Raw genomic sequence first — 26282 nt, 5'->3', positions numbered from 1 at the left:
AGTGAAGCGTTGCGACCGAAAGGTGAATCAGGTCACAATGTAATCGCTTTGTTAACATAAATCTCACAAGATTGGTTATAAGAAATTTGACTGAGGCCTCGCGATGGAAATCAAACTGCACGCCAATGCCACCACGACACCGCGCACCCGTCGCTATCTTCAGCAGTCGGATAAGAGCGACAGAGAGCTGGCCCTCGAGCTGGGAATTTCAGTCACCACCGTCCGGCGCTGGCGCAAGCGTGAGCAGATATCCGACAACCACACGACGCCTAAAGTGATACACAAAGCGATGAGACAGGAGCAGGTTTCATTGATTAACGCCCTGCGTGACGCCACCGGTGCGCCGCTGGACGAACTGTTGCTGCTGGTGAATGAAGGGTTGGGGATTAGCGTTTCGCGGGCGACGCTGAATCGCTATCTGAAACCTGCTGCATCTTCGCGTCAGGGCGCGCCACTGCAGGGCAAAAAAGCGCTGAAAGCCGGTTACTTACCGCAGCGGCTTGAACTGCACCATCTGCCGCTCTCATTGCATATGGACGACGGCGGGGAACAGCATCTGCTGTGGGCGCGAGAGCCGGTCAGCGGCTGGTGTTTTGCCAGGCTATACGCGGGGATTTCACCGCAGCTGGTGGCAAACTGGGCAAGAGAGCTGCTGGAAGCCTGTCCGGCTGATATTCAATCTGTTGAGACTTTTGGTTTCGCCACATCGTTGAGCCTGGAGGGGATAGTGATAAAACACAGCCCGGCACAGCACAGCGCCGTACAGGTGGCGATCCCGCTGGGTGAAATCATTCCTCGAGTGAATGTGGAACCGGCAGGGGAGTTATTGATGCGAATCTGTGAATTCTATAATCAGGGCAAAGCGCAGAAAAAGCTGGGGGACAGTACGCCGCAGGGCTTTCTTGAAGCGCTGCGGCGCACCCTTTAGTTGAGGATTTCGAGCACATCTTCCGGTGGGCGGCCAATGCGCGCTTCACCGTTAGCGACCACAATCGGGCGCTCAATGAGCTTTGGATTTTCAACCATCGCCTGAATCAGCGCATCTTCCGTGAGGTGGCTATCGTCCAGGTTTAAGGATTTATAGAGATCTTCTTTCCGGCGCATCAGTTCACGTGCGCTCGCCATGCCCAGCATGCTCAGAAGCTGGCGAAGAGTGGCGGCGTCCGGCGGCGTCTCCAGATAGAGCACCACGTCGGGATCAATGCCGTTCGCTTTCAGCAGGCTCAGCGTGTCGCGACTCTTGGAGCAGCGAGGGTTGTGATAAATTTTAACCTTGTCTGACATGACTTCTCCTTATTACATCTTTTCGTACGGCTTGAACCGTTGCTGCAGCGCGCGCAGCTGATCGATTCGGGCGTCGTAGCGCGCCTGCTGCAGACTGCCCAGTTTCACCTGCGAACTGGCGCTGCTTAACAGGGAAATCGACTGGTCCAGGCGCCCAACCAGGGCAAAGCCCTCGGCGCGCGCGGCTAACTCCTGGTCGCGGTTACCAAGCTGTCCTTCGGTTTGCGCCAGTAAATCCCAGCCGTTTTGATCGTCTTTATGGTCAAAGGTATAGCGATTCAGAATCGTTGCCGCCTCTTTCGGCTGGCCGCCCTGTAAGTAAGCATTCGCCAGGTTGAGCTGCAACACCGGATTGGTGCGCAAATCTTTGGCGTTTTTCAGGCGATTAATCGCATCGGCAGTTTTCTTCTGGCCTAAATCGATGTCGGTTGAGAGATCCAGATACCACGCATTGTTAGGATCGGCGGCCAGCAGCGGCTGGAGCGCTTTGCGCGCCTCATCGTATTTGCTGGCCTCCATCGCCTGCAGCGCACGACCGTACTGGGCTGCATTCTGCTCACGCACATTGCCTTTCGTCAGCGTATCGAGCAGGTCGCTCGTCAGCTGGTTGCGGCCAGAATTATACATGCCGAGGGTTCTGACCTTCGCCATGTAGAAATCCTGCGACGATTGAACGACGACCGGACGCATCTGATTGGCACGGTTACGCGCATCGGAAAGACGGCTTTCTGGCAGGGGGTGGGTCAGCAGAATTTCCGGTGGGCGAGTGGAGTAGCGCGCCTGATCGAGCAATTTTTCGAGGAAGGTCGGCATCGCCTGCGGATCAAAACCAGAGCGCTGGAGCACCTGAATGCCGATGCGGTCTGCTTCCTGTTCGTTCTGCTGGGTAAAGCTGATCATCCCCTGACGCGTCCCGGCGAGCGTCCCGGTCAGGGCGGCCATGCCGGCCTGCGGGCTGGCCATCGCCAGCAGGATCGAACCTAACGCGCCGACCCAGGTCAGCGGCGCATTTTTTTTCTGATCTTCCATCGCACGCGCCAGATGGCGCTGAGTGACGTGGGAGATTTCGTGCGCCATTACCGACGCAAGCTGGCTTTCGTTGTCGGAATAACGGAATAACGCCGAATGCAGCACCACGTTACCGCCGAAGAAGGCGAAGGCGTTGATTTCGTCGTTATTAATTAAATAGAAGTGGAAGGGGGTTTTGACGGAGTCGGCGTGGGCCACAAGGCGCATGCCAAGACCGTTGATATATTGCACCAGCAGCGGGTCATTAATCAGCGGCGCGCTGCCGCGAAGCTGACGCACGTAATAATCACCCATCTGCATTTCTTGTCCGATGGAGAGCGTGCTTCCTGCTGAGGTACCCATATCCGGCAATGTATCGGATGTGTCAGCGAAAGCTGGCACCATTTGACCGACAGTCAGCGCGGCAATAAGCGTTGCAACCAGAGTTTTTTTCAACTGCCTGAACATAACCTCTGCCCTGTATTTTGGATGTACCCATTTGACCGAAGAACGTGCATATCGTTCACCTTCTGCTGCTCTGCGAGTGTAGCCGTGTTACGGCCTGAAGAAAATCCCAAACGCCCGCCTTTTGCGTTTCGTGACGCAGCGTCAAAAATGGAAAGTCTTTTGTGTGACAGTTAGATACAATTCGCCTCTCGCTCCAGCCATCAGATTCAGGGAAGGGTTGTATGCTCGAAATGTTAATGCAGTGGTATCGGCGCCGTTTCAGCGACCCCGAAGCTATTGCTTTGCTGGTTATTCTGGTCGCCGGGTTCGGTATTTTGTTCTTCTTCAGCGGCCTGCTGGCGCCGCTGCTCGTTGCCCTGGTACTGGCCTATCTTCTCGAATGGCCGACAGTGCGCCTTGAAAAAATCGGCTGCTCCCGCCGCTGGGCAACCAGCATTGTGCTGATCCTGTTCGTCGGCATTCTGTTGCTGATGTCGTTTGTGGTGATGCCGGTTGCCTGGCAGCAGGGGATCTACCTGATCCGCGATATGCCGGGAATGCTCAATAAACTCTCCGATTTTGCCGCCACGCTGCCACGCCGTTATCCGGCGCTGATGGATGCGGGCATTATTGATGCGATGGCGGAAAATATGCGCGCCCGCATCATGACGATGGGCGATTCGGTGGTGAAATATTCCCTCGCCTCGCTGGTGGGCCTGCTGACGCTGGCGGTCTATCTGGTGCTGGTGCCGCTGATGGTCTTCTTCCTCGTGAAGGACAAAGAGCAGATGCTCAACGCCGTGCGCCGCATTTTGCCGCGCAATCGCGGGCTGGCGGGCCAGGTGTGGAAAGAGATGAACCAACAGATCACCAACTATATCCGCGGCAAAGTGCTGGAGATGATTGTGGTCGGCGTCGCGACCTGGATTGGATTTGTGATCTTTGGTCTGAATTATTCGCTGCTGCTGGCGGTGCTGGTGGGCTTCTCGGTGCTGATTCCCTATATCGGCGCATTCGTGGTGACGATTCCGGTAGTCGGTGTGGCCCTGTTCCAGTTTGGTCTGGGTACAGAATTCTGGAGCTGTTTCGCGGTCTACCTGATTATTCAGGGGCTGGACGGTAACCTGCTGGTGCCGGTGCTGTTCTCGGAGGCGGTGAATTTGCACCCGCTGGTGATCATCCTGTCGGTGGTGATTTTTGGGGGGCTGTGGGGCTTCTGGGGGGTGTTCTTTGCCATCCCGCTGGCGACGCTGATTAAAGCGGTGGTGCATGCGTGGCCGGATGTGCCTGCGGTGGAAGAATAAAAAAATCCCGGTTCAATGAACCGGGATTTTTCGTTTAATCAGGCGTTCGCTTTCAGCCAGTCGAGCACCACGTCGTGGTGGTTGCTGGTTTTGAAATCATCAAACACATGTTCAACTTTGCCATCGGCATCAATCAGGAAGCTGATGCGATGAATGCCGTCGTAGGTTTTGCCCATAAAGGTCTTTTCACCCCAGACGCCAAATTGCTCGCAAACCTGATGGTCTTCATCGGAGAGCAGCGTAAAGTTCAGCAGCTCTTTTTCAGCGAAGCGTGACAGTTTTTCTGACTTATCGGTGCTGATTCCCAGCACGTCTACGCCGGCCTTTTTCAAATCATCCATGTTATCGCGTAAACCGCACGCCTGTACGGTACACCCTGGCGTCATGGCTTTCGGGTAGAAATAGACCAGAACACGCTGTCCCTGGAAGTCGGTCAAATTTACTTGCTCGCCGTCTTGATCGGGCAGGCTAAATTTCGGTGCGATGTCACCGGCTTTCAGTGGATTCATTACTCAACTCCATCCTGTTCGTGCTGCGAATAATTGACGACGTTTATACTGCCTTGTGCATTGAGTTCTGTACAGAGTGCTTTGAACGCTTGCTCAATATTTGACGCATCGTGCGAGGCAGGGCTGTGTGCCGTGATCTGAATAAATAATTTTGGCAGCGGTCCGGGCTGTGTGCGGGACACAAGCTCAGCGATGTTCATCTGGTGGCTGTCAAACAGTGCGGTGAAACGTTCGATTAAATGCGGGGAATCGGTGACTTCAACCTGCACCCAGACGGTCGCCGGCATGGCCGGGCGCGGGCGCGCAGTTGTGCGTTTCATCACGATCAGCAAATCCAGCTCCGCGCCTTTCAGCGGCAACGTGGATTCAATGAGCGTAATCGCGTTCCATGTCCCGGACAGCAGCATGATAAACGTGAACTCGTCACCCAGCATCGCAAGGCGACTGTCTTCGATATTACAGCCGCAACTGCTGACGTGGCGGGTGATGGTGTTCACAATACCGGCTCTGTCGGCACCCAGCGCAGTGATAACCAGGTAATGTTGTGATGAGGTTGTCAAACCTGTTCTTCCTTTGCGTGGTTAAGTCATCCTAAGGAAAGCATAAAAAAAACATGCATACAACAGCCTGGACGCCTTACGTCGCTTGCTTTTATTACAGTTCCAAACGTACCATTGAGAATCTTGTTTGCACAGAGGATGGCCCATGTTCACGGGAAGTATTGTTGCGCTTGTTACGCCGATGGATGAGAAAGGTAATGTCTGCCGGTCAAGCCTGAAAAAACTGATTGATTACCATGTCGCCAGCGGGACGTCGGCGATCGTTTCCGTAGGGACTACCGGTGAATCTGCCACCCTGAGCCATGAAGAACACGGCGATGTGGTGATGATGACCGTCGAACTGGCTGACGGGCGTATCCCGGTTATCGCCGGAACGGGTGCAAATGCAACCGCCGAGGCCATCAGCCTGACCCAGCGTTTTAACAACAGCGGCATTGTCGGCTGCCTGACGGTGACCCCGTACTACAACCGCCCAACGCAGGAAGGTCTGTTCCAGCATTTCAAAGCCATCGCTGAACATACTGACTTGCCACAAATTCTGTATAATGTGCCGTCGCGTACTGGCTGCGATATGCTGCCGGAAACCGTAGGCCGTCTCTCGAAAGTTAAAAATATTATCGCAATTAAAGAGGCGACCGGGAACTTAAGCCGCGTTCACCAGATCAAAGAGCTGGTTTCAGACGACTTTATCCTGCTCAGTGGTGATGACGCGACCGCGCTGGACTTCATGCAGCTCGGTGGTCATGGCGTGATTTCCGTGACGTCTAACGTAGCCGCGCGCGATATGGCCGAAATGTGCAAACTGGCTGCGGCGGGTCATTTCGACGAAGCTCGCTTGATTAACCAGCGTCTGATGCCGCTGCACACAAAATTATTTGTCGAACCCAATCCGATCCCAGTGAAATGGGCATGTAAGGAGTTGGGACTTGTAGCGACCGACACGCTGCGTCTGCCGATGACCCCCATTACCGACCACGGTCGCGAAGTGGTCACTGGGGCGCTGAAGCATGCCGGTTTGCTGTAGAGTTTAGGGAGATTTGATGGCTTACTCAGTACAGAAGTCGCGCCTGGCGAAGGTTGCGGGTGTTTCGCTTGTTATGCTCCTCGCAGCCTGTAGTTCAGACTCGCGCTACAAGCGCCAGGTGAGCGGTGATGAATCCTATCTGGATGCAACGCCGCTTGCTGAACTTCATGCGCCAGCGGGTATGATCCTGCCGATTCAAAACGGTGATTACAACATTCCTGTCACTAACAGCAGTGGTGCAGTAGGCAAAGCGCTGGACATTCGTCCACCGGCACAGCCACTGGCGCTGGTGAGCGGTGCCCGCACCCAGTTTACGGGTGACACGGCTACGCTTCTGGTCGAAAACGGTCGTGGCAACACCCTGTGGCCGCAGGTGGTCAGCGTGATTCAGTCGAAGAACTACGCGATTGATAAGCGTGACGACGCCAGTCAGAGTCTGACGACCGACTGGATCGAATGGAACCGTCTGGATGAAGATCAGCAGTACCGTGGTCGTTATCAAGTCTCTGTCAAACCGCAGGGTTATCAGCAGGCCGTCACGGTCAAACTGCTGAACCTGGAGCAGGCTGGCAAGCCAGTGGCGGATGCGGCCTCGCTGCAGCGCTACAGCACTGAAATGCTGAACGTGATTGCTTCTGGTCTCGATAAAAACGCGACCGATGCAGCGAACTCCGCGCAGAGCCGCAATGGCGTGACTTTCGATGTGCAGAGCGCAGCGGATGACACCGGTCTGCCAATGCTGGTAGTGCGCGCACCGTTCCAGCAAACCTGGCAGCGTCTGCCAGCCGTGCTTGAAAAAGCCGGTATGAAAGTGACCGACAGCACCCGCTCAACGGGCAGCATCACGGCCACTTACAAACCGCTTTCCGATAGCGCATGGCAGGAACTGGGTGCCAGCGATCCTGGCCTCGCGTCCGGCGATTACAAAATTCAGGTCGGTGACCTCGATAACCGCAGCAGCTTGCAGTTCATCGATCCGAAAGGTCACACGCTGACCCAGTCGCAGAACGATGCGCTGGTCGCAGTCTTCCAGGCTGCATTCAGCAAATAAAAAAACAGGGCTGGTTAATCCAGCCCTTTTTATTTTCGTGCTACGCAAACGTGTGCGTGGCATAATATCCCGAGATTTTTGTACATATCATCACACCAGGAGTAATGAAGATGCAGAAGCAAGCTGAGTTGTATCGTGGCAAAGCGAAGACCGTATACAGCACCGAAAACCCGGATCTGTTGGTGCTCGAGTTCCGCAATGATACGTCAGCAGGGGATGGCGCACGCATTGAGCAGTTCGATCGTAAAGGCATGGTAAACAACAAGTTCAACCATTTCATTATGAGCAAACTCGCCGAAGCCGGTATCCCGACTCAGATGGAAGCGTTGCTGTCCGATACGGAGTGTCTGGTGAAAAAACTGGATATGGTCCCGGTCGAATGCGTGGTGCGTAACCGCGCGGCAGGCTCCCTGGTGAAACGTCTGGGTATTGAAGAAGGCATCGAACTGAACCCGCCATTGTTCGACCTGTTCCTAAAAAATGACGAAATGCACGATCCCATGGTCAACGAATCCTACTGCGAAACCTTCGGTTGGGTGAGCAAAGAGAACCTGGCGCGCATGCAGGAGCTGACTTACAAAGCCAACGACGTGCTGAAAAAGCTCTTTGATGACGCGGGCCTGATCCTGGTCGACTTCAAACTGGAGTTCGGTCTGTATAAAGGTGAAGTGGTGCTGGGGGATGAGTTCTCCCCGGACGGCAGCCGTCTGTGGGACAAAGAGACCCTGGATAAAATGGACAAAGACCGTTTCCGTCAGAGCCTGGGTGGCCTGATTGAAGCGTACGAAGCCGTCGCGCATCGTCTGGGCGTTAAACTCGATTAATTCCCTTTCGGGCCAAAGGGTGGAAACATCCTTTGGCTTGTTACCATTGTTTCCTATGGTAATCCGTCCGTTAACCGCCTACGATCACTCTATTCATATTGAGAAAGTTTCGAGGTGGTTATGCGCTGGCAAGGGCGTCGTGAAAGTGACAATGTAGAAGACAGGCGCAGCAGTGGCGGCATGGGGCCGTCGATGGGCGGTGGCGGGATGCGACTTCCCGGCGGTAAAGGCGGCATTGTTCTGCTGATTATCGTGCTGGTGGCGGGCTACTACGGTGTCGATCTGACCGGTTTAATGACCGGAGAACCGGTTCCACAACAACAGCAATCTCAGCGCTCCATCAGTCCGAACGAAGATGAAGCCGCAAAATTCACCTCTGTCATTCTGGCGACCACGGAAGATACGTGGAGCCAGCAGTTTGAAAAAATGGGCCGCACTTACCAGCAGCCAAAACTGGTGATGTACCGTGGCGCGACGCGAACGGGATGTGGCACCGGGCAGTCTGTAATGGGGCCGTTCTATTGCCCGGCAGACAGCACCGTCTATATCGATCTCTCCTTCTATGACGACATGAAACGCAAACTTGGCGCTGACGGCGATTTTGCCCAGGGCTACGTGATTGCGCATGAAGTCGGTCACCACGTACAAAAACTGCTTGGCATCGAACCCAAAGTGCGTCAGCTGCAGCAAAACGCCTCCCAGACTGAAATCAACCGCTTGTCCGTGCGTATGGAACTGCAGGCCGACTGCTTCGCAGGCGTCTGGGGCCATAGCATGCAGCAGCAGGGCGTACTGGAGTCGGGCGATCTGGAAGAGGCGCTCAACGCCGCACAGGCTATCGGCGACGATCGTCTGCAACAGCAAAGTCAGGGGCGCGTGGTGCCAGACAGCTTTACCCACGGCACTTCCGAAGAGCGCTACACCTGGTTTAAACGTGGTTTTGCGAGTGGCGATCCGGCTCAGTGCAATACCTTTGGTAAAGCCATGTGATGTCGCGCGGCAGGGAAGAGGCGGTCACCTGGTTTGAACCACTGGCCGCACAGCTACAGCAGGAAGGTCATCGCCGGTTGCTGGTGCTCAGCGGTAGCGACACGTGGTCGCAGAGGCAGGCTTTGACGCTTCGCGACGCGCTCTCCGGCGACTGGCTGTGGGTCGGAAACGACGCGCCCATTGAGCCGCACTGCGCGCCGCAGGCGCTAAAAAATCTGCTCGGGCGCGAGTATCGTCACGCGATTTTCGATGCCCGTTGCGGTTTTGATGTCGCAGCCTTTGCGGCGCTGAGCGGCACACTACGCGCGGGCAGCCTGCTGGTATTACTCACGCCTCCTTTTGCCGTCTGGCCCGGTCAAACCGACAGTGATTCGCTTCGCTGGAGCGACAGCGATACTCCCATCGCAACGCCGCATTTTGTTCACCATTTTTGTCGGGTGGTGAGCGCCGATCCCGATGCGTTGATCTGGCATGAACACCAGCCCTTACCTGATTTCCCCTTGCCTTCTGCACCCGACTGGCAGCCTGCCAGCGGCGAGCCGCAGCGCGAACAGGCTGACGTTCTGGCGGCACTAACCGGGATGGAAACCGGCGTAGCGGTGGTGACGGCACCGCGCGGGCGGGGGAAATCCGCGCTCGCAGGGATGCTGTTACGCCGCATTTCGGGGCGAGCTATCGTCACTGCGCCTGCGAAAGGGGCAACAGACGTCATCGCCCGCTTCGCGGAAAATCACTATCACTTTATGGCCCCGGATGCGTTGCTCGCCTCGGACCAGCAGGCCGACTGGCTGGTGGTTGATGAAGCCGCTGCCATTCCCGGGCCGCTGCTGGAACAGCTGGTGTCGCGTTTTCCGCGCGTATTACTCACGACGACCGTGCAGGGTTACGAAGGTACGGGACGCGGCTTTTTACTCAAATTCTGCGCGCGTTTTAGCGGCCTGCTCTCTTTCACGCTCTCGGCCCCCATTCGCTGGGCGGCTGGCTGCCCCCTTGAGCGCGTGATAGCGGATGCGTTGTTATTTGATGACGACGTTGTGGACGCGATACCCGGCGGTGCACCCGAGATCATCTCCCTTGAACAAAACGCCTGGGAGAGCCAGCCGCAGCTTGCCGCTGATATCTACCGGCTCTTGTGCTCAGCGCACTACCGCACCTCACCCCTGGATTTGCGGCGGATGATGGACGCACCGGGCCAGCATTTTGCCGTCGCCCGCGCCGGGAAAACGCTGGCAGGGGCGCTGTGGCTGGTAGACGAGGGTGGGTTAACGCCGGCGTTGAGCCAGGCCGTGTGGGCAGGCTACCGACGCCCGCGCGGCAATCTGGTGGCGCAATCTCTTGCCGCACACGGCGGATCACCGCTGGCGGCGACGCTTGTCGGGCGGCGCGTCACCCGCGTAGCGGTCCATCCGGCGCGTCAGCGCGAGGGCATCGGCCAGGCGCTGACGGGCAGCGCAGGTGCGCACCGACAGCAAGATTATCTCTCCGTCAGCTTTGGCTATACCGAGGAGCTGTGGCGCTTCTGGCAGCGCTGCGGCTTTGTGCTGGTGCGTATGGGCAGTCATCGCGAGGCCAGCAGCGGCTGCTACACGGCGATGGCGCTGCGGCCCATCAGCGAGGCGGGGCAGGCGCTGTGCGCACAGGAACATCAGCGCCTGTGCCGCGATGCGCGGATTATTGAACGCTGGAACGGCGAAAAGATCCCGGTAGACGATCGCTGGGAGACTACCCTTAATGATGATGACTGGCTGGAGTTAAGCGGTTTCGCCTTTGGCCATCGTCCTCTCTCGACGTCTGCAGCAGCGCTCACGCGCCTGTTGCTGGCGGTATCTCTACCGCTGGAGGCCCTGCGCGGCAGGCTGGAAGAGGGCAAAGAGGACGCGCAACTGTGCGCCGAGCTGGCACTTCACGGACGTAAGACGTTACTCATACGACAGCGCCAGGAGGCCGCGCAGGCCCTTGAATTACTTGATCGCTGCCGCTGCGAGCGGCTCAAAAGTGACGTTTTGCAATGGCAATTTTTTCAATGACTTCTTCAATGAAGTGGCATGGTCATTACCCCGCAGAGGCGTAAAATCCTGACTAACAATTAAGGAGACTGCCATGAAACATGACCATTTTGTTGTCCAAAGCCCTTCTGCCCCAGCGCAACAACTGCTGCTGCTGTTTCATGGCGTCGGTGATAATGCAGTGAATATGGGGCAAATCGGCAGCTGGTTTGCGCCGATTTTCCCCGACGCACTCATCGTCAGCATTGGCGGCGTAGAGCCTTGCGGCCCACAGGGGCGTCAGTGGTTTTCCGTGCAGGGCGTGACGGAGGAGAATCGTCAGGCACGCATCGATGCCATCATGCCGACCTTTATCGACACCGTACGCTACTGGCAACAGCAGAGCGGTGTAAGTGCCGGAGCAACCGCGCTGATTGGGTTCTCGCAGGGGGCGATTATGTCGCTGGAGAGCGTGAAAGCACAGCCGGGACTGGCCTCGCGTGTGATTGCCTTTAACGGCCGCTTTGCGACGTTGCCACAGAGCGCCACGACAGCAACCACCATCCACCTGATTCACGGCGGTGAAGATCGCGTGATTGAGTTGTCCCATGCGGTGGCGGCTCAGGAAGCGCTGATTCGTGAAGGGGGAGATGTGACGCTGGATATTGTTGATGAACTGGGTCACGCCATTGACGATCGCAGCATGCAGTTCGCGCTGGATCACCTGCGCTTTACCGTGCCGAAGCACTATTTCGACGAAGCGTTAAGCGGCAGCAAGCCAAACGACGACGATATTGTCGAGTTTATGTAAGTTCAAACCCCTCTCCCGTGGGAGAGGGGTTTTAGAAACTATTTCTTCTGGTCTTTCTTCGGCCAGTTGTCGTCATCGTCCCACTTATCGTTAAAATCACGATGCGGGGGAAGCTCAGGTTTGTTGGCGAGAAACTTCTTATGGTCCACGCGCTTCAGATCTTTGATCACGTTCAGCAGCACGCCTACCAGAAACACCAACACCAGAATCCACCAATATTTTGCCAGCCAGTCCATTCGCTATTCCTTCTCAGAGCAGTCGTCAGGCGACGAGTTGCTCCATAATACGTTGATACATACGAGCCAGTAGCTGCAAATCAGCCGCGTTCACGCATTCATTGATTTTATGAATGGTGGCGTTTACTGGGCCCAGTTCGACAACCTGCGCACCCATGCGGGCGATAAAGCGTCCGTCTGAAGTGCCACCGGTCGTCAGGAGCTGCGGTTTGATCTCATTATAGTGCGCGATAGCGTTTACCACCGCATCCACCAGCTTGCCGCGCTGGGTCAGGAACGGCTGGCCGGAAAGCCACCAGTCCAGGGTGTAGCGCAGTTCGTATTTATCCAGCAGAGCAATCACGCGGGATTTGATCATCTCGTCGGTCAGTTCCGTGCTAAAGCGGAAGTTGAACTGCACGAAAAGATCGCCCGGAATAACGTTGTTGCTGCCGGTGCCCGCCTGAACGTTGGCGATCTGCATGCTGGTCGGCGGGAAGAATTCATTGCCTTTATCCCACTCGATCCCCACCAGCTCGCTCAGCATTGGCGCCGCGCGATGTACCGGGTTATCAGCGAGATGCGGATAGGCCACGTGGCCCTGCACGCCGTGGATGGTCAGGTTGCAGGTCAGTGAGCCGCGACGGCCATTTTTCACCACGTCACCGACCACTTCCGTGCTCGACGGCTCGCCCACCAGGCAATAATCCAGGCGTTCGCGGCGTTCCATCAGCGCTTCGACCACTTTCACCGTGCCATTTTTGGCGCTGGCTTCTTCGTCGGAGGTGATCAAAAACGCGAGACGATTTTTGTGGTTCGGGTGCTGGGCGACAAAGCGTTCGGCGGCCACCACCATCGCAGCCAGCGAGCCTTTCATGTCAGCAGCACCGCGGCCAAACAGCATGCCATCGCGGATGGTGGGTTCGAAAGGAGGATTGATCCAGCGATCGGCGTCACCCGCAGGGACGATATCGGTGTGTCCGGCAAAAGCCAGCGTTTCGCCCTGGCCGCGCCATGCCCAGAAGTTCTGGGTGTCGCCAAAATCCATACGCTCAACGGTAAAACCAATGGCGCGCAGGCGCTCAATCATTAATGCCTGACAACCTGCATCGTCCGGGCTAAGGGAGGGACGGCGAATAAGCTGCTGAGTCAGCTCAATGACCGGGCATGACATAGACTACACCTCAAATATAAGTCTGATAACTGGATTCACTAAAACCCAGCAGCATAGGCTGCCCAGGCGCACAGAGCAATGGGCGTTTGATGATCGCAGGCATTTCGAGCATTAATTTCGCTGCGCTGTCGGCGTCAGTGATGGTATTGCGTACTGATTCATCGAGTTTTCGCCAGGTGGTCCCGCGGGTATTCAGCAGCGCTTCCCAGCCCAGTTCAGCGATGGCGCTATGCAGAAATTCCTCATCCAGGCCATCTGCGCGATAGTCATGAAAGCGATAATCAACGTGGTTTGCCTCAAGGAAGCGGCGTGCTTTTTTGATGGTGTCGCAATTTTTAATGCCGTACATCACAATCATCGTGAATCCTTTTGTCTTTATTAATAACAAACGTTCAATTTTTTCGACTTTAAATTGTTCAGAGAAATATAACACATTCAGCTTATCGTTAATTCTGCTATGCCGATTAATTCAACGTACAACTGTTCGCTGAATAGTGTTTCATTTTTTACGCATAAAAGTCCAGCCGTGTAAAATTTCTTTTAAAGTCAGTCCAGAATAAGATTGTCACCCGCTCGTATGGTTGTTTCTAAATATTGCTATTGGTCACATAAAATTAAAGGTAATCGCGCCATATTTGTCTCAGGGCCAGCACAGGAGCGGGGGACACAATCGTAACCATTGATTAAATTATCTTCACAATGACGATATATTCTCATAGAATACGCATAATAATAAGAGAGGTTGTTATGATTGAACGTGAACTGGGGAACTGGAAAGATTTTATCGAAGACATGCTTCGTAAATGATCTTCAGGAAGAACTGCAAGAGCACTTAATTTAGTTATAAAAATGATGTGATAGGTATCAAACAAATCACACGTTAAAAAGGCGGCTATCAAAGCCGCCTTTTTTATTGCCTGATTACTCCGGCTTTTCTTTTAATGGGAAGCGCTGGCGCACCAGCACAAAGAACAGCGGTACGAAGTAAATGGCGAGAATAGTCGCGGAGATCATGCCCCCCATTACGCCGGTCCCGACCGCGTGCTGGCTGCTCGAACCTGCGCCAGAACTGGTGGCCATCGGCAGGACGCCAAACACAAATGCCAGCGAGGTCATCAGGATTGGGCGCAGACGCTGACGGCAGGCGTGAAGCGTGGATGACAGCAGATCGTGGCCCTTCGAATTCATCTCATTGGCAAACTCAACGATCAGAATGGCGTTCTTCGCCGACAAGCCGATCACCGTCAACAGCCCCACCTGGAAGTAGACATCGTTTTCAAGTCCTCGCATCCAGGTGGCGAGCAGCGCGCCAATCACACCCAGCGGTACCACCAGCATCACCGAGAACGGCACCGACCAGCTTTCATACAGAGCGGCCAGACACAGGAAGACGACCAGCAGTGAGACGGCATACAGAGCAGGGGCCTGTGCGCCAGACAGCCGTTCCTGATAGGACATGGCCGTCCACTCCAGGCCAAAACCGGCCGGTAGCTGCTGCACCAGTTTTTCCATGGTGTCCATGGCGGTACCGGTACTGACGCCCGGCGCGGCTTCGCCGACGATTTCCAGCGCCGAATAGCCGTTGTAACGCTCCAGTCGTGGAGAGCCGCTCTCCCAGTGAGAGGTGGCAAAGGCGGAGAAGGGCACCATGCCGCCGGAATTGTTACGCACATACCAGAGATTAATGTCGTCCGGCAGCATACGATAGGGCGCGGCAGCCTGAACGTAGACCTTCTTCACGCGGCCCCGGTCCATAAAGTCGTTCACATAGCTGGAGCCCCACGCGGTTTGCAGCGTGTCGTTGATATCATCAATAGACACGCCCAGCGCCTGCGCCTTGCGCTGATCGATATCAATCTGCAGCTGCGGGCTGTCATCCAGACCGTTGTGACGCACGCGGGTAAGCGATTTATCTTTCCCCGCCAGTTCGAGCAGCTGGTCGCGCGCGGCCATCAGCGCATCGTGTCCGACTCCGGCATGATCCTGTAATTCCATATCAAAGCCAGCCGAACTGCCGAGGCCGCTGATCGCCGCCGGGCTGCTGGCGAAAACGCGCGCCTCTTTGATATGGCTAAAGGCTTTGGTGGCGCGCTCGATAATGGCGAAAGAGGAGCCGGTCGTGCTGTCGCGCTCGTCCCAGTTTTTCAGGCGCACGAACATACGGGCGACGTTCTGCCCGTTCCCGCCGGGGCCGGAACCGACCGTGGAGAACACCGACACAATATTGTCTTTCTCTTTGGTGAAGAAATAGGATTCGACGTTCTCAACCACCTTCAGCGTCTGCTGCTGGGTGGCCCCGCTTGGGAGCTGCACGGAGGTGATAAACATTCCCCGATCTTCCAGCGGCAGGAACGAAGTTGGCAGGCGCAGGAATAAGAAGACCATCCCGCCGAGCAGCAGAACGTAAATCAGCATCCAGCGCAGGCTGCGGTGCAGGATTTTCCCCACACCCGCTTCATACCGTGCTGCATTGCGATTGAACATCCGGTTAAACCAGCCGAAGAACCCTTTTTGCCCGTGCTGTTCCCCCTTGTGTAACGGCTTGAGTAAGGTTGCGCAGAGGGCAGGGGTCAGGATCATTGCCACCAGCACCGACAGCACCATCGCTGAGACGATTGTTATCGAGAACTGGCGGTAAATCGCGCCGGTGGTGCCGCCAAAGAAGGCCATCGGCACAAAGACAGCGGAGAGCACCATCGCGATGCCGACCAGTGCCCCCTGAATTTGTCCCATCGATTTGCGCGTCGCTTCCCGCGGCGACAGACCCTCTTCGCTCATGATGCGCTCGACGTTCTCCACCACCACGATGGCATCGTCCACCAGCAGGCCGATCGCCAGCACCATCGCAAACATGGTCAGGGTGTTGATGCTGTAACCAAAGGCATAGAGCACGGCAAAGGTACCGAGCAGCACAACGGGAACGGCGATGGTCGGGATGAGCGTGGCGCGGAAGTTTTGCAGGAACAGGTACATCACGAGGAAGACCAGCGCGATAGCTTCGAGCAGCGTTTTCACCACGTCCTCAATCGAGGCTTTAACGAAAGAGGTGGTTTCATAGGCAACTTTGTATTCCAGTCCATGCGGGAAATACTGGGACAGCTCATCCAGGCGGTCGATGACCAGCTTCGCGGTCGCCATTTCGTTCGCGCCGGAGGCCAGTTTCACCCCGATACCCGATGCCTGATTGCCGTTAAACCGGCTCAGGTAGTCGTATTTTTCGGCACCCATCTCGACGGTGGCGACGTCGCCGAGCCGCACTTCGGAACCGTCCTGATTGACGCGCAGGGTGATATCGCGGAACTGCTGCGGCGTCTGGAGCAGAGATTGCGAGTTGATGGTGGCGTTCAGCGCCTGTTTATCCACCGACGGCGTACCCCCCAGTTGCCCGACGGCGATTTGCGCGTTCTGGGATTTGATGGCGTTAGTCACATCGGTGGCGGTCATCTGCACGCTGTTCAGCTTCGCTGGGTCCAGCCAGATGCGCATGGAATACTGTGAGCCATAGGCGTCGATATCGCCGACGCCGTTAATACGGCTTAAGGGGTCCTGAATATTACTGGCAACGTAGTCCGAGATATCCTGCTTATCCATCGAGCCGTCGGTCGAGACGAAGGCGATGGTCAGGATGTTGGAATCCCCGGTTTTACGCACCGTCACGCCCTGGTTCTGCACCGCCTGCGGCAGCTTACGCATTGCCGACTGCAGCTGGTTTTGCACCTGCTGCACCGCTTCATCGGGATCGGAACCGGCGGTAAAGCTTAACGTCACCGTCGCCTGACCAGTCGCGCTGCTCTGGGACGACATGTACATCAGGTTATCCAGCCCGGTCATATTCTGTTCAATCACCTGAGTGACCGTATTTTCCAGCGTTTGCGCCGATGCGCCCGGATAGTTCGCGGTAATACGCACGTTCGGCGGAGCCAGGTCGGGGTATTGCTCCACAGGTAAAGACAAAATAGCGAGAGTGCCCGTCAGACATAAAATAATTGCCAGCACCCAGGCAAAAATGGGGCGATCAATGAAAAAATTCGCCATTAAAGTAAGACCTCGTAAGCTTGCATCGTTATTGTTTATTGCCCGCTTAACTCTAGCGGCAAGGCGGATGCCAAACGTGGAGAAAAAAAGGAGATAGTGTAAATTATCATGCGCATTTACAGCGCCTTGTTAACTTTCCGCCCTGTCGATTATTACCTGGTGGCGTCGCATCGGCATGACGGTTTCCGGCAATTTACCGTTATTTACCCGCTTCAGGTTCCGGCGTGCGAAAACGAATACACACCTGCGTCCCGCCATTTTGCGGCTGCGAAAAGCCGAGCGTGCCGCCCAGTCGCTCCGCACGTTCGCGCATAATGTTCAGACCGTAGTGTCCTGGCGGTTCGCTGGCGTCGCCGATCCCAATGCCATTATCCCGAATATAGACCGTGTGCTCGCCATCCGGTGCAGTCACGCAACTGACCGTAATCACCGTCGCGTCGGCGTGTTTGATGGCGTTCAGCACCGCCTCACGCACGATCTGCAGCAGATGAACCTGCTTTTGCGCATCCAGCGCCAGGGACGAGAGGCGACAGTCCAGCTCCAGTTTCGCACGGGTCTGGCTTTGTAGCCCTTCGAGTGCCTCCTGCAAAGCCGCGGGAAGATTGGAGTGGTTCAGCGTCAGGCGGAAAGTGGTCAACAGCTCGCGGAGCTGGCGCCAGGCGTTGTTCAGCTCGCGTGAGAAGTCGGTGATGATGGTCTGCGCCGGGACGTTATCGTCCGGCACCGCACGCTTGAGCAGCGCCAGTTGAATGCGCAGGTAGGAGAGCACCTGCGCCAGCGAGTCGTGCAGTTCGCGGGCAATGGTGGCGCGCTCTTCCATCAGCAGCAACTGCTGGAAATGCTTTTGCGCCTGATTGAAATAGAGCCCGCGCCCAAGCATCGTCGCCACGTTTTTCATCAGCGGCTCCGGCACGATGTTTTCGCTCTGCCAGCGCAGCTCACCGAAGCGCGTCTCCTGCATAACCACCGGCAGGGTGAAGGTCTGCTGTTCCGCTTTTTTCACCCCTTCACACAGCTGCCAGTTATCGCTGGCCTGCAGTTCCAGATAGCTCATTCCCGTGTATTCCTGAACCATCTGGATGATATGGCGGAAACTATGGGGGTCTATCTGGCTGGTATTCAGCGCCTGAGAGCACTTGAACAGCATTTCGAGCTGCTGGTGGGCTTCGTTCAGGTGACGAGTCTTCTCTTCGACCGTAATTTCCAGCGAGCGATAGTGTTTATGTAGCTCGGCGGACATATGGTTGAAGGTGCGCGAGAGCAGCCCCAGCTCGTTGGGCAGGTGCGTGTCCTCGGCCTGAATGTCGAAATTCCCCTGTTCCATTTTCTGGCTGGCGAACACCAGATGATTGAGCGGTGCGACCACCTCCCGGCGGATCCCGCGCAGGGTCATAACCACCAGCAGCAAAATCCCCACGCCACCCGCCAGGGAAATGGCGACCACCAGCTGCATTTTATGTTCTGCATAGTGCTGAAGAGCCAGCACGAAGGTATCGATACGCTCCACATATTGCTGAATATGGTCCTGATACCAGGTTTTATCTCCCGCTTCGAGATGGTTGTCCATCTCGGCCCACGCCAGCTGCAGCTGCTGATATCCCGTTTTCACCGACGCCGGTACATACCAGCGATCGAGTTCTTGCAGGACGGGCAAGTTCAGGGTGTTTTGCCAGTGGAGACGGTGGGCGGAAAAATCAGCGCTGTTGCGCTCCAGATCGTAGCCGAGCCGGTAACTTTGCATGCGTAAAGAGCCTGCAATATTAATGGCTTCGGCATCGCGCAGACTGCTGGCAAGCGTCATCAACGCAATGCCGCTGGTCAGAACGGAGAGCAAAATAATGGAGATGAAAGCCCGGGCCAGGCTTCCTGATACAGGACGTTTAACGATCACAACTCGGCTTCCTGAATGTAACTGAAACGCAATTTCACCTGCGATGAAATAAATTGATCTGCCGCAGGGATGTCGTCATTAGTCCCATAACTTGGGCAAATGACCATTGCCTGGGACTATCGGGGTCGTCAATATTCTTATAAAAAATAGGGTTAATGCTACCAGAACAGGTGCCTTTATGAATCGTTTTATTATGGCCGATAACCTGCAATGTATTGGCTGTCACGCTTGCGAAGTCGCCTGCGTGATGGCGCACAATCATGAACAACATGTTTTAAGCCAGCGCCAGTTTATCCCGCGCATTACGGTGCTGAAAGAGGGTAAACGGCGCAGCGCGGTCACTTGTCATCACTGCGAAAACGCCCCCTGCGCGCAAAGCTGCCCCAATGGGGCGATCGGCAAAAGCAACGACAGCGTACAGGTGAATCAGCAAAAATGCATTGGTTGCAAAGCCTGTGTGGTCGCCTGTCCGTTTGGCACGATGGAGATCGTAGTCACACCCGTGTCCGACGGACAGGTCAAAGCCACGGCGCACAAATGCGATTTGTGCCACGACAGGCCGCAGGGCCCGGCGTGCGTGGAGAATTGTCCGGCCGATGCCCTGACGCTGGTGACGCCAGAAGTGCTGCATCGTCTGGCGAAAGCCCGCCGTTTGCGCGCTGCCTGCCAGGAAGCTCAGCCGTGGCACAGCGAGGCAACGCCGGTTGCGTCACCGCACACCAAAATCCAGCAAATGCAGGCCCTCACGGCGCGCGGCGAGCCGGATAAGCTCAGCCCGCAGGCGCGTGCAGGCAATTTCGATGAAATCTATCTGCCGTTTCGCGCAGAGCAGGCGCACCGCGAAGCGGCACGCTGCCTGAAATGCGGAGAGCACTCCATCTGCGAATGGACCTGTCCATTGCACAACCACATTCCGCAGTGGATCGAGCGCGTAAAAGCCGGGGATATCGACGCGGCGGTGGAACTGTCCCATCAGACCAACTGTTTGCCGGATATCACCGGGCGCGTCTGTCCGCAGGACCGGTTGTGCGAAGGGGCCTGCACGGTACGCGATGAATCCGGCGCGGTAACCATTGGCAATATCGAACGCTACATCTCTGACCAGGCGCTGGCGGCAGGCTGGCGGCCCGATTTGACCGGCGTCGCGCCTGTCGATAAGCGTATTGCGATTGTTGGCGCAGGCCCTGCGGGGCTGGCCTGTGCCGACGTGCTGATCCGCCACGGCGTGAGCGTCACGGTCTATGACCGGCACCCGGAGATCGGCGGATTACTCACCTTTGGTATTCCGGCGTTCAAACTGGATAAATCCCTGCTGGCACGGCGACGGGAGATTTTCACCGCCATGGGAATACAGTTCGAACTCAACTGTGAAGTGGGTAAAGACCTGCCGATGTCTCAGTTGCTCGGCGAATACGACGCGGTGTTTATCGGTGTGGGAACCTATCGCTCGATGAAAGCGGGCATTCCGCACGAAGATGCGCCGGGAGTGTATGACGCTTTGCCTTTCCTGGTGGCGAATACCCGCCATCTGATGGGGCTGGCGGCCTCAGCGTCCGAACCCTTTATCGATGTCGCTGGATTAAACGTGGTGGTACTCGGCGGCGGGGATACGGCGATGGACTGTGTGCGCACCGCGCTGCGCCATCAGGCGGCAAAAGTAACCTGCGCCTATCGTCGGGATGAGGCCAACATGCCTGGCTCGAAAAAAGAGGTCAAGAACGCCAAAGAGGAGGGGGCGCACTTTGAATTCAACGTGCAGCCCGTCGAACTGGTTCTGGATGCGTCGGGCAAGGTGAACGGCATTCGCCTGCTGCGCACCCGGCTTGGTGAACCGGATGCGCAGGGGCGGCGGCGTCCGGTGCCTGTCGAGGGGAGCGAGTTTGTGATGCCTGCTGATGCGGTGATCATGGCGTTTGGCTTTAACCCGCACTCGATGCCGTGGCTACAGGCGCAGGGGGTGAACGTCGACGACTGGGGGCGTATCGTGGCGAGCGTGGACAGTCCCTATCGCTACCAGACCAGCCATCCGCAGATTTTTGCCGGCGGTGACGCGGTGCGCGGTGCTGATCTGGTGGTTACGGCAATGGCCGAAGGGCGTCACGCCGCACAAGGGATGATGGACTGGCTGCAAATCAAACGGCCAAACTCCCACTAATCAGCGGGGCGACAAAGCGGGCTTCTCGGCGTACTATGAATCACTCATTACGTCCTGGAGCCCGTATGAGCCTGAAAATTGAGATCATCAAAGATAAAATCCTTTCAGAAAATTATTTTGTCCTGCGCAACATTACCTACGATTTAACTCACCATGGCGACGTCGTCCGCCACAAGCGCGAAGTCTATGATCGCGGCAACGGTGCCACCATCCTGTTATACAGTCGTGAAAAGCAAACTGTCGTGCTGATCCGCCAGTTCCGCATCGCGACCTGGGTGAACGGCAACCCGGACGGGCGCCTGATCGAAACCTGCGCCGGGCTGCTGGATAACGACGAACCTGAAGTCTGTATCCGCAAGGAAGCCATCGAAGAGACGGGCTTTGAAGTGGGAGAAGTCACGAAGCTGTTCGAGCTGTACATGTCCCCCGGCGGCGTGACGGAGCTTATCCACTTCTTTATCGCCGAATACACCGACGCACAGCGCAGCAACGCGGGCGGCGGCGTTGAGGACGAAGCCATCGACGTGCTGGAAATTCCTTATACTCAGGCGCTGGAAATGGTAAAAACCGGTGAAATTCGTGATGGTAAGGCGTTGATACTGCTACAGTATTTACAGCTGTCTGGCCTAATGTCTTGATTAATAAACTATCGCTAAATCATAATCCAGATAAATCTATCCGATAAATCCGATTGAGCAACCCCGGACAGAACACGAAGATACAGCCAGTTTTCGAGTTTCTGCTTCCGGGATTGTGCCTTTCATGCGTCACAGCATTCTTCTTTTTTTATTCCTCAGCATACTGCCTCTGCCACTGGTTTGGGCGGCGCCTGCACAGCAGTCGTTTTCTGACTGGCAGGTCACCTGCAACAACCAGAACTTTTGCGTCGCGCGCAATACCGGTGAGCATCAGGGGCTGGTGATGACGCTAAGCCGCAGCGCGGGGGCCAAAACGGATGCCAATCTGCGGATTGATCTGGGGGGGCTGGAAACGTCGCCGGTGAAAGAAGCGCCCATCGCGCCGCGTCTGCTGCTGGACGGTGCGCCGTTGTCGCTGGATGCGCAGCGCTGGAAGCTGTCGCCATGGCATCTGGTGACCGATGATACTGCGACTATCGCCGCGTTTCTGAAAACCATTCAGGAAGGGGAGGCGCTGACGCTCAAAGGCGGAAAACAGATTGTCTCTCTGGCCGGGCTGAAGGCGGCATTATTGTTTATTGATTCCCAGCAAAAGCGTGTGGGAAACGAAACCGCGTGGATTAAAAAGGGCGACGAACCGCCGCTGAGCGTGCCACCGGCTCCGGCGCTGAAAGAGGTCGCGGTGGTCAATCCGACGCCGACGCCCCTGACGCATGAAGAGCTGAACGATCTGCTGGATTACGGCAGCTGGCGCATGAACAACAGCCAGTGTTCGCTCGACCCTAACCGTCGCGAAGTGCGGGTAATGGCCTTAACGGATGACAAAGCGTTGCTGATGATAAGCTGCGAAGCGGGGGCCTACAACACGGTGGATCTGGCGTGGCTGGTGTCGCGTAAAAAGCCGTTTGCCGCCCGAACCGTGCGGCTGCGTCTGCCGTTTGTCTCGTCGAGCGAGAGCAGCGAGATGGAGCTGATGAATGCCCGCTTTGATGAGAAAACGCGTGAACTGACGACCCTGGCGTTAGGGCGTGGTATGGGCGACTGCGGTATCCAGACCCGCTGGCGTTTTGACGGCCAGCGTTTTCGTCTGGTGCGGTATGCCGAAGAGCCGAGCTGCGATAACTGGCATGGGCCAGATGCCTGGCCCACGTTGTGGATTACGCGCTAACCTGCTCGGTACGATCACGCACTTAAGCGCGAACTACAGCACGCCGAGCGCCTTCTCGACCACGTTCTCAACCGTAAAGCCAAAGTACGGGAACAGCTTATCTGCTGGGGCCGATTCACCGTACCCCGTCATCCCGACGATAGCCCCTTTCAGGCCGACATATTTGTACCAGTAGTCGGCAATCCCCGCCTCCACGGCCACGCGCGCGGCGACGTTTGAAGGGAGCACGGATTCCCGGTAGGCCTCATCCTGCGCATCAAAAATATCCGTCGAAGGCAGAGACACCACGCGAACGGCGTGTCCTTCGGCGGCCAGCTTCTCCGCCGCTTTCACCGTGATTTCAATTTCCGAACCTGTCGCAATCAAAATCACATCCGGCTTACCGCCGCTGTCTTTCAGGATGTAACCCCCACGGGCGATATTTTTTACCTGCTCCGGCGTGCGCTCGATCTGCGCCAGATTCTGACGCGACAGGATCAGCGCCGTCGGCCCGGTGTGGCGCTCAACCGCCAGCTTCCAGCCTACAGCCGCTTCGACCTGATCGCAAGGCCGCCAGGTGCTGAAGTTTGGCGTCAGGCGCAGGCTGGCGAGCTGTTCAACCGCCTGGTGCGTCGGGCCGTCTTCCCCCAGTCCGATAGAGTCGTGGGTGTAGACCATAATCTGCCGCGCTTTCATCAGCGCCGCCATACGCGCCGCGTTACGGGCATATTCAACAAACATCAGGAAGGTGGCGGTGTAAGGGACAAATCCGCCGTGATGGGCGATGCCGTTGGCGATGGCCGTCATCCCGAACTCGCGCACGCCGTAGTGGATGTAGTTTCCGGAGATATCCTCTTTCAGGGAGGTCGAGCCGGACCAGATTGTCAGGTTACTTGGGGCCAAGTCCGCCGAGCCGCCCAGCAGCTCCGGCAAAATCGGGCCGATGACGTTAAGGGTATTTTGCGACGCTTTACGGGTGGCGATTTTCGCCGGATTGGCCTGGAGATCGTCAATTAGCGCCTGAGTTTTCGCTTCCCATTCGTCCGGCAGGCCGCCGCTCATGCGTCGTGAGAACTCAGCCGCCAAATCAGGATGCGCCTTTTTGTAAGCGCTGAATTTTTCATTCCACGCCTGCTGGGCTTTTTCGCCGTCCTCGCGTGCGTCCCAGGCTTTGTAAATCTCTTTCGGGATCTCAAAGGCCGGGTATTTCCAGCCCAGTTTCTGCCTCGTCAGCGCCACTTCCTCTTCACCCAGCGCCGCGCCGTGCGCCTCCTCTTTGCCCGCTTTGTTAGGCGAGCCGAAGCCAATCACCGTACGGCAGATAATCAGCGACGGTTTATCCTTCACGCTCTGGGCTTCGAGAATCGCTTTCTTGATTGCTTCCGGGTCGTGACCGTCGATTTCATGCACCACATGCCAGTGATAGGCCTCGAAGCGTTTTGCCGTATCGTCGGTGAACCAGCCTTCGGTCTCCCCGTCGATGGAAATGCCGTTGTGATCGTAAAAACCGATCAGTTTGCCAAGCCCAAGCGTCCCCGCCAGCGAGCAGACCTCGTGGGAAATCCCCTCCATCAGACAGCCGTCGCCCATAAATACGTAGGTGAAGTGATCGACAATCTCATGATCCGGCTGGTTGAACTGCGCGCCCAGCGTGCGTTCGGCAATCGCCAGCCCGACGGCGTTCGCCAGCCCCTGGCCGAGGGGACCGGTGGTGGTTTCCACACCCGGCGTATAGCCCAGCTCTGGGTGGCCCGGCGTTTTAGAGTGCAGCTGACGGAAGTTTTTCAGCTCTTCGAGCGGCAGGTCGTAGCCGGAAAGGTGCAGCAGGCTATACAACAGCATCGAGGCGTGACCGTTAGAGAGAATAAAGCGGTCGCGGTCATACCAGGTTGGGTCCGTCGGGTTGTGTTTCAGGAAGTCATTCCACAGCACTTCGGCGATATCGGCCATGCCCATCGGCGCGCCGGGGTGGCCAGAATTGGCTTTTTGTACCGCATCCATGCTGAGGGCGCGAATGGCATTGGCTAGCTCTTTACGGGACATAATTCACTCCATGGCATGATTAAAGTTTGGCGGCGAGAAGATCTTCCAGTTTGCGCTGGTCAACGGCGAAAAGGCGGATGCCTTCGGCCAGTTTATCCACGGCCATCGCGTCCTGATTATGTTCCCAGCGGAACTCGGCTTCGGTGAGCGGCTTCGGTTTTGGCAGGACGGTTGAGGTTGGGATGAGCTTACGCACCACCGGTTCTTCTTTTTCCTGCAGATCTTTCAGCAGATTAGGGGAGATGGTCAGGCGGTCGCAGCCTGCCAGCGCCAGGATCTGCTCGGTGCGGCGGAAGCTGGCCCCCATCACGATGGTTTCATAGCGGTGCTGTTTGAAGTAATCGTAGATATTACGCACCGATTTCACGCCCGGATCTTCTTCCACCACGTACGGCTCCATTGGCTGTTTCGCCTGATACCAGTCGTATATACGGCCAACAAACGGCGAGACGAGGAACACGCCCGCTTCGGCGCAGGCACGCGCCTGGGCAAAGGAGAACAGCAGCGTCAGGTTGCAGTTGATCCCCTCTTTTTCCAGCACTTCGGCGGCACGAATGCCCTCCCAGGTGGAGGCGAGTTTAATCAGAATGCGCGATTTATCGATATCCTGCTCCTGGTACAGCTCCACCAGGCGGCGCGCTTTGGCGATGCTCTTTTCTTTGTCGAATGACAGGCGTGCGTCCACTTCCGTCGAGACGCGTCCCGGGATGCTTTTCAGAATTTCCGCACCGATATTGACCGCCAGTTTGTCGCTGGCCTCCGCCACTTTCTGCTCCTGAGTTTTGCCGCGCTGTTTGCCGTAGTCGATAGCGTCATCGATCAGGTGGCTAAAGTGCGCAAGGCCGGCCGCCTTCAGCAGCAGTGACGGGTTGGTGGTCGCATCTTCCGGTTGATAGTGGCGGATGGACTCGATATCGCCACTGTCGGCGACAACCGTGGTGAATTGTTTGATGCCGTCTAATTGATTCATGGAAATGACTCCTTAGAAATAACAGAGTTAAGCGAGTGCGTTCGTTCACACTTCTGCGAAATACATGACGTACTTAACAAAAAAGCATAGCAGACGGGGGAGGCATTGCTTTCGGGAGTGGGTAACATGGTTGTTATAAATTGATAACAAATTTTGCCCTGCGATGGTGAGAGTTTGGCTGCCTTCAAAGTTTGAACCGTCCGCAGGGGCGATACTA

At 56.4% G+C, this 26282-nt stretch carries 23 protein-coding genes; 12 read left to right on the top strand and 11 right to left on the bottom strand.

Annotated features, from left to right (window positions below; genetic code table 11):
• Nucleotides 1-103 precede the first annotated feature (103 nt).
• Nucleotides 104-928 (top strand): XRE family transcriptional regulator, encoded by an 825-nt coding sequence (locus tag ACB496_RS16005; RefSeq protein ID WP_371973060.1) that lies wholly within the window; start codon nt 104-106, stop codon nt 926-928.
• On the opposite strand, the gene arsC is transcribed toward ACB496_RS16005, so the two are convergent.
• Together arsC and bepA are read right to left on the bottom strand one after the other, a co-directional pair.
• Nucleotides 925-1284 carry an arsenate reductase (glutaredoxin) gene (gene arsC / locus ACB496_RS16000; RefSeq protein ID WP_107703142.1) on the bottom strand — a complete coding sequence of 120 codons (360 nt, stop codon included), beginning with the start codon at nt 1282-1284 and terminating at the stop codon, nt 925-927. The two genes, ACB496_RS16005 and arsC, sit on opposite strands and share 4 nt — an antisense overlap.
• Before the next feature lie 12 nt (nt 1285-1296).
• Entirely contained in the window at nt 1297-2760 is a 1464-nt protein-coding gene (bepA, locus tag ACB496_RS15995) for a beta-barrel assembly-enhancing protease (protein WP_100779345.1), read from the bottom strand.
• A gap of 221 nt (nt 2761-2981) precedes the next feature.
• Between bepA and ACB496_RS15990 the strand changes: the two genes are divergently transcribed.
• Nucleotides 2982-4043: an AI-2E family transporter gene (locus ACB496_RS15990; protein ID WP_100779346.1), complete on the top strand. Its 1062-nt coding sequence runs from the start codon at nt 2982-2984 to the stop codon at nt 4041-4043.
• A gap of 38 nt (nt 4044-4081) precedes the next feature.
• On the opposite strand, the gene bcp is transcribed toward ACB496_RS15990, so the two are convergent.
• Nucleotides 4082-4552 carry a thioredoxin-dependent thiol peroxidase gene (bcp, locus tag ACB496_RS15985; RefSeq protein ID WP_100779347.1) on the bottom strand — a complete coding sequence of 157 codons (471 nt, stop codon included), beginning with the start codon at nt 4550-4552 and terminating at the stop codon, nt 4082-4084.
• Nucleotides 4552-5112 (bottom strand): glycine cleavage system transcriptional repressor, encoded by a 561-nt coding sequence (locus tag ACB496_RS15980; RefSeq protein ID WP_100779348.1) that lies wholly within the window; start codon nt 5110-5112, stop codon nt 4552-4554. Before ACB496_RS15980 ends, bcp begins: the two co-directional genes overlap by 1 nt.
• 145 nt (nt 5113-5257) lie before the next feature.
• Here ACB496_RS15980 and dapA point away from each other — a divergent pair, with 145 nt between their 5' ends.
• The 6 genes from dapA (at nt 5258) to ypfH (ending at nt 11797) form a co-directional block, all read left to right on the top strand.
• Entirely contained in the window at nt 5258-6136 is an 879-nt protein-coding gene (dapA, locus tag ACB496_RS15975) for a 4-hydroxy-tetrahydrodipicolinate synthase (protein WP_371973059.1), read from the top strand.
• A gap of 16 nt (nt 6137-6152) precedes the next feature.
• Nucleotides 6153-7187 carry an outer membrane protein assembly factor BamC gene (gene bamC / locus ACB496_RS15970; RefSeq protein ID WP_100779350.1) on the top strand — a complete coding sequence of 345 codons (1035 nt, stop codon included), beginning with the start codon at nt 6153-6155 and terminating at the stop codon, nt 7185-7187.
• 110 nt (nt 7188-7297) lie between these two features.
• Nucleotides 7298-8011 carry a phosphoribosylaminoimidazolesuccinocarboxamide synthase gene (purC, locus tag ACB496_RS15965; protein WP_095282862.1) on the top strand — a complete coding sequence of 238 codons (714 nt, stop codon included), beginning with the start codon at nt 7298-7300 and terminating at the stop codon, nt 8009-8011.
• A 120-nt stretch (nt 8012-8131) separates the two neighbouring features.
• The gene (locus ACB496_RS15960) at nt 8132-9001 is read left to right on the top strand and encodes a neutral zinc metallopeptidase (protein WP_100779351.1); all 870 of its coding nucleotides are present in this window, start codon (nt 8132-8134) and stop codon (nt 8999-9001) included.
• Nucleotides 9001-11028 (top strand): tRNA(Met) cytidine acetyltransferase TmcA, encoded by a 2028-nt coding sequence (locus tag ACB496_RS15955; RefSeq protein WP_371973058.1) that lies wholly within the window; start codon nt 9001-9003, stop codon nt 11026-11028. The genes ACB496_RS15960 and ACB496_RS15955 overlap by 1 nt, the downstream gene beginning before the upstream one ends.
• A 73-nt stretch (nt 11029-11101) precedes the next feature.
• On the top strand, nt 11102-11797 hold the full coding sequence (ypfH, locus tag ACB496_RS15950) for an esterase (protein ID WP_371973057.1): 696 nt from the start codon (nt 11102-11104) through the stop codon (nt 11795-11797).
• Nucleotides 11798-11835: 38 nt separating this feature from the next.
• On the opposite strand, the gene ACB496_RS15945 is transcribed toward ypfH, so the two are convergent.
• Genes ACB496_RS15945 through ACB496_RS15935 form a run of 3 tightly spaced genes read right to left on the bottom strand, consistent with a single transcriptional unit; the run spans nt 11836 to nt 13544 of the window.
• Nucleotides 11836-12033 (bottom strand): YpfN family protein, encoded by a 198-nt coding sequence (locus ACB496_RS15945; RefSeq protein WP_059179411.1) that lies wholly within the window; start codon nt 12031-12033, stop codon nt 11836-11838.
• Between the two features lie 25 nt (nt 12034-12058).
• Complete coding sequence (dapE, locus tag ACB496_RS15940; protein ID WP_107703144.1) at nt 12059-13186, bottom strand: succinyl-diaminopimelate desuccinylase; 1128 nt, start codon at nt 13184-13186, stop codon at nt 12059-12061.
• 10 nt (nt 13187-13196) lie between these two features.
• Nucleotides 13197-13544: an ArsC family reductase gene (locus ACB496_RS15935; RefSeq protein WP_371973056.1), complete on the bottom strand. Its 348-nt coding sequence runs from the start codon at nt 13542-13544 to the stop codon at nt 13197-13199.
• Between the two features lie 389 nt (nt 13545-13933).
• Here ACB496_RS15935 and ypfM point away from each other — a divergent pair, with 389 nt between their 5' ends.
• Nucleotides 13934-13993, top strand: coding sequence for a protein YpfM (ypfM, locus tag ACB496_RS15930; RefSeq protein WP_100780840.1), 60 nt, complete (start codon nt 13934-13936; stop codon nt 13991-13993).
• A 114-nt stretch (nt 13994-14107) separates the two neighbouring features.
• Here the strand turns inward: ypfM and acrD are convergent, their stop codons facing one another.
• Nucleotides 14108-17221, bottom strand: coding sequence for a multidrug efflux RND transporter permease AcrD (gene acrD, locus ACB496_RS15925; protein ID WP_100779356.1), 3114 nt, complete (start codon nt 17219-17221; stop codon nt 14108-14110).
• 199 nt (nt 17222-17420) lie between these two features.
• Nucleotides 17421-19112: a nitrate/nitrite two-component system sensor histidine kinase NarQ gene (narQ, locus tag ACB496_RS15920; RefSeq protein WP_371973055.1), complete on the bottom strand. Its 1692-nt coding sequence runs from the start codon at nt 19110-19112 to the stop codon at nt 17421-17423.
• Between the two features lie 178 nt (nt 19113-19290).
• On the opposite strand from narQ, the gene aegA reads away from it, so the two are divergent.
• From aegA to ACB496_RS15905, 3 genes are all read left to right on the top strand, one after another.
• Entirely contained in the window at nt 19291-21267 is a 1977-nt protein-coding gene (gene aegA / locus ACB496_RS15915) for a formate-dependent uric acid utilization protein AegA (protein WP_371973054.1), read from the top strand.
• A gap of 65 nt (nt 21268-21332) precedes the next feature.
• Nucleotides 21333-21905, top strand: coding sequence for a GDP-mannose pyrophosphatase NudK (gene nudK, locus ACB496_RS15910; protein WP_371973053.1), 573 nt, complete (start codon nt 21333-21335; stop codon nt 21903-21905).
• Between the two features lie 124 nt (nt 21906-22029).
• Entirely contained in the window at nt 22030-23073 is a 1044-nt protein-coding gene (locus tag ACB496_RS15905) for a DUF1176 domain-containing protein (protein WP_107703149.1), read from the top strand.
• A gap of 33 nt (nt 23074-23106) precedes the next feature.
• Here ACB496_RS15905 and tkt read toward each other — a convergent pair whose 3' ends face one another.
• Both tkt and tal read right to left on the bottom strand, forming a co-directional pair.
• Entirely contained in the window at nt 23107-25095 is a 1989-nt protein-coding gene (gene tkt / locus ACB496_RS15900) for a transketolase (RefSeq protein ID WP_371973052.1), read from the bottom strand.
• Between the two features lie 19 nt (nt 25096-25114).
• Nucleotides 25115-26065, bottom strand: coding sequence for a transaldolase (gene tal, locus ACB496_RS15895; RefSeq protein ID WP_371973051.1), 951 nt, complete (start codon nt 26063-26065; stop codon nt 25115-25117).
• Between the last annotated feature and the right edge of the window lie 217 nt (nt 26066-26282).

The sequence above is a fragment of the Lelliottia nimipressuralis genome (genome assembly GCF_041464075.1).
In the GTDB taxonomy this organism is placed as follows: domain Bacteria; phylum Pseudomonadota; class Gammaproteobacteria; order Enterobacterales; family Enterobacteriaceae; genus Enterobacter; species Enterobacter nimipressuralis.
The sequence above is the reverse complement of the archived record's forward strand: the minus strand, read 5'-3'. Positions and strand labels throughout refer to the sequence as shown.

What these genes read in the sequence shown, in the direction of transcription:
- ypfH (WP_371973057.1), top strand. Translation starts at nt 11,102, where the DNA reads ATGAAACATGACCATTTTGTTGTCCAAAGCCCTTCTGCCCCAGCGCAA.
- ACB496_RS16005 (WP_371973060.1), top strand. Translation starts at nt 104, where the DNA reads ATGGAAATCAAACTGCACGCCAATGCCACCACGACACCGCGCACCCGT.
- nudK (WP_371973053.1), top strand. Translation starts at nt 21,333, where the DNA reads ATGAGCCTGAAAATTGAGATCATCAAAGATAAAATCCTTTCAGAAAAT.
- bcp (WP_100779347.1), bottom strand. Translation starts at nt 4,552, where the DNA reads ATGAATCCACTGAAAGCCGGTGACATCGCACCGAAATTTAGCCTGCCC.
- ACB496_RS15935 (WP_371973056.1), bottom strand. Translation starts at nt 13,544, where the DNA reads ATGATTGTGATGTACGGCATTAAAAATTGCGACACCATCAAAAAAGCA.
- ACB496_RS15960 (WP_100779351.1), top strand. Translation starts at nt 8,132, where the DNA reads ATGCGCTGGCAAGGGCGTCGTGAAAGTGACAATGTAGAAGACAGGCGC.
- arsC (WP_107703142.1), bottom strand. Translation starts at nt 1,284, where the DNA reads ATGTCAGACAAGGTTAAAATTTATCACAACCCTCGCTGCTCCAAGAGT.
- tal (WP_371973051.1), bottom strand. Translation starts at nt 26,065, where the DNA reads ATGAATCAATTAGACGGCATCAAACAATTCACCACGGTTGTCGCCGAC.
- ACB496_RS15945 (WP_059179411.1), bottom strand. Translation starts at nt 12,033, where the DNA reads ATGGACTGGCTGGCAAAATATTGGTGGATTCTGGTGTTGGTGTTTCTG.
- ACB496_RS15955 (WP_371973058.1), top strand. Translation starts at nt 9,001, where the DNA reads ATGTCGCGCGGCAGGGAAGAGGCGGTCACCTGGTTTGAACCACTGGCC.
- acrD (WP_100779356.1), bottom strand. Translation starts at nt 17,221, where the DNA reads ATGGCGAATTTTTTCATTGATCGCCCCATTTTTGCCTGGGTGCTGGCA.
- aegA (WP_371973054.1), top strand. Translation starts at nt 19,291, where the DNA reads ATGAATCGTTTTATTATGGCCGATAACCTGCAATGTATTGGCTGTCAC.
- bamC (WP_100779350.1), top strand. Translation starts at nt 6,153, where the DNA reads ATGGCTTACTCAGTACAGAAGTCGCGCCTGGCGAAGGTTGCGGGTGTT.
- dapA (WP_371973059.1), top strand. Translation starts at nt 5,258, where the DNA reads ATGTTCACGGGAAGTATTGTTGCGCTTGTTACGCCGATGGATGAGAAA.
- ACB496_RS15905 (WP_107703149.1), top strand. Translation starts at nt 22,030, where the DNA reads ATGCGTCACAGCATTCTTCTTTTTTTATTCCTCAGCATACTGCCTCTG.
- purC (WP_095282862.1), top strand. Translation starts at nt 7,298, where the DNA reads ATGCAGAAGCAAGCTGAGTTGTATCGTGGCAAAGCGAAGACCGTATAC.
- ACB496_RS15990 (WP_100779346.1), top strand. Translation starts at nt 2,982, where the DNA reads ATGCTCGAAATGTTAATGCAGTGGTATCGGCGCCGTTTCAGCGACCCC.
- dapE (WP_107703144.1), bottom strand. Translation starts at nt 13,186, where the DNA reads ATGTCATGCCCGGTCATTGAGCTGACTCAGCAGCTTATTCGCCGTCCC.
- tkt (WP_371973052.1), bottom strand. Translation starts at nt 25,095, where the DNA reads ATGTCCCGTAAAGAGCTAGCCAATGCCATTCGCGCCCTCAGCATGGAT.
- bepA (WP_100779345.1), bottom strand. Translation starts at nt 2,760, where the DNA reads ATGTTCAGGCAGTTGAAAAAAACTCTGGTTGCAACGCTTATTGCCGCG.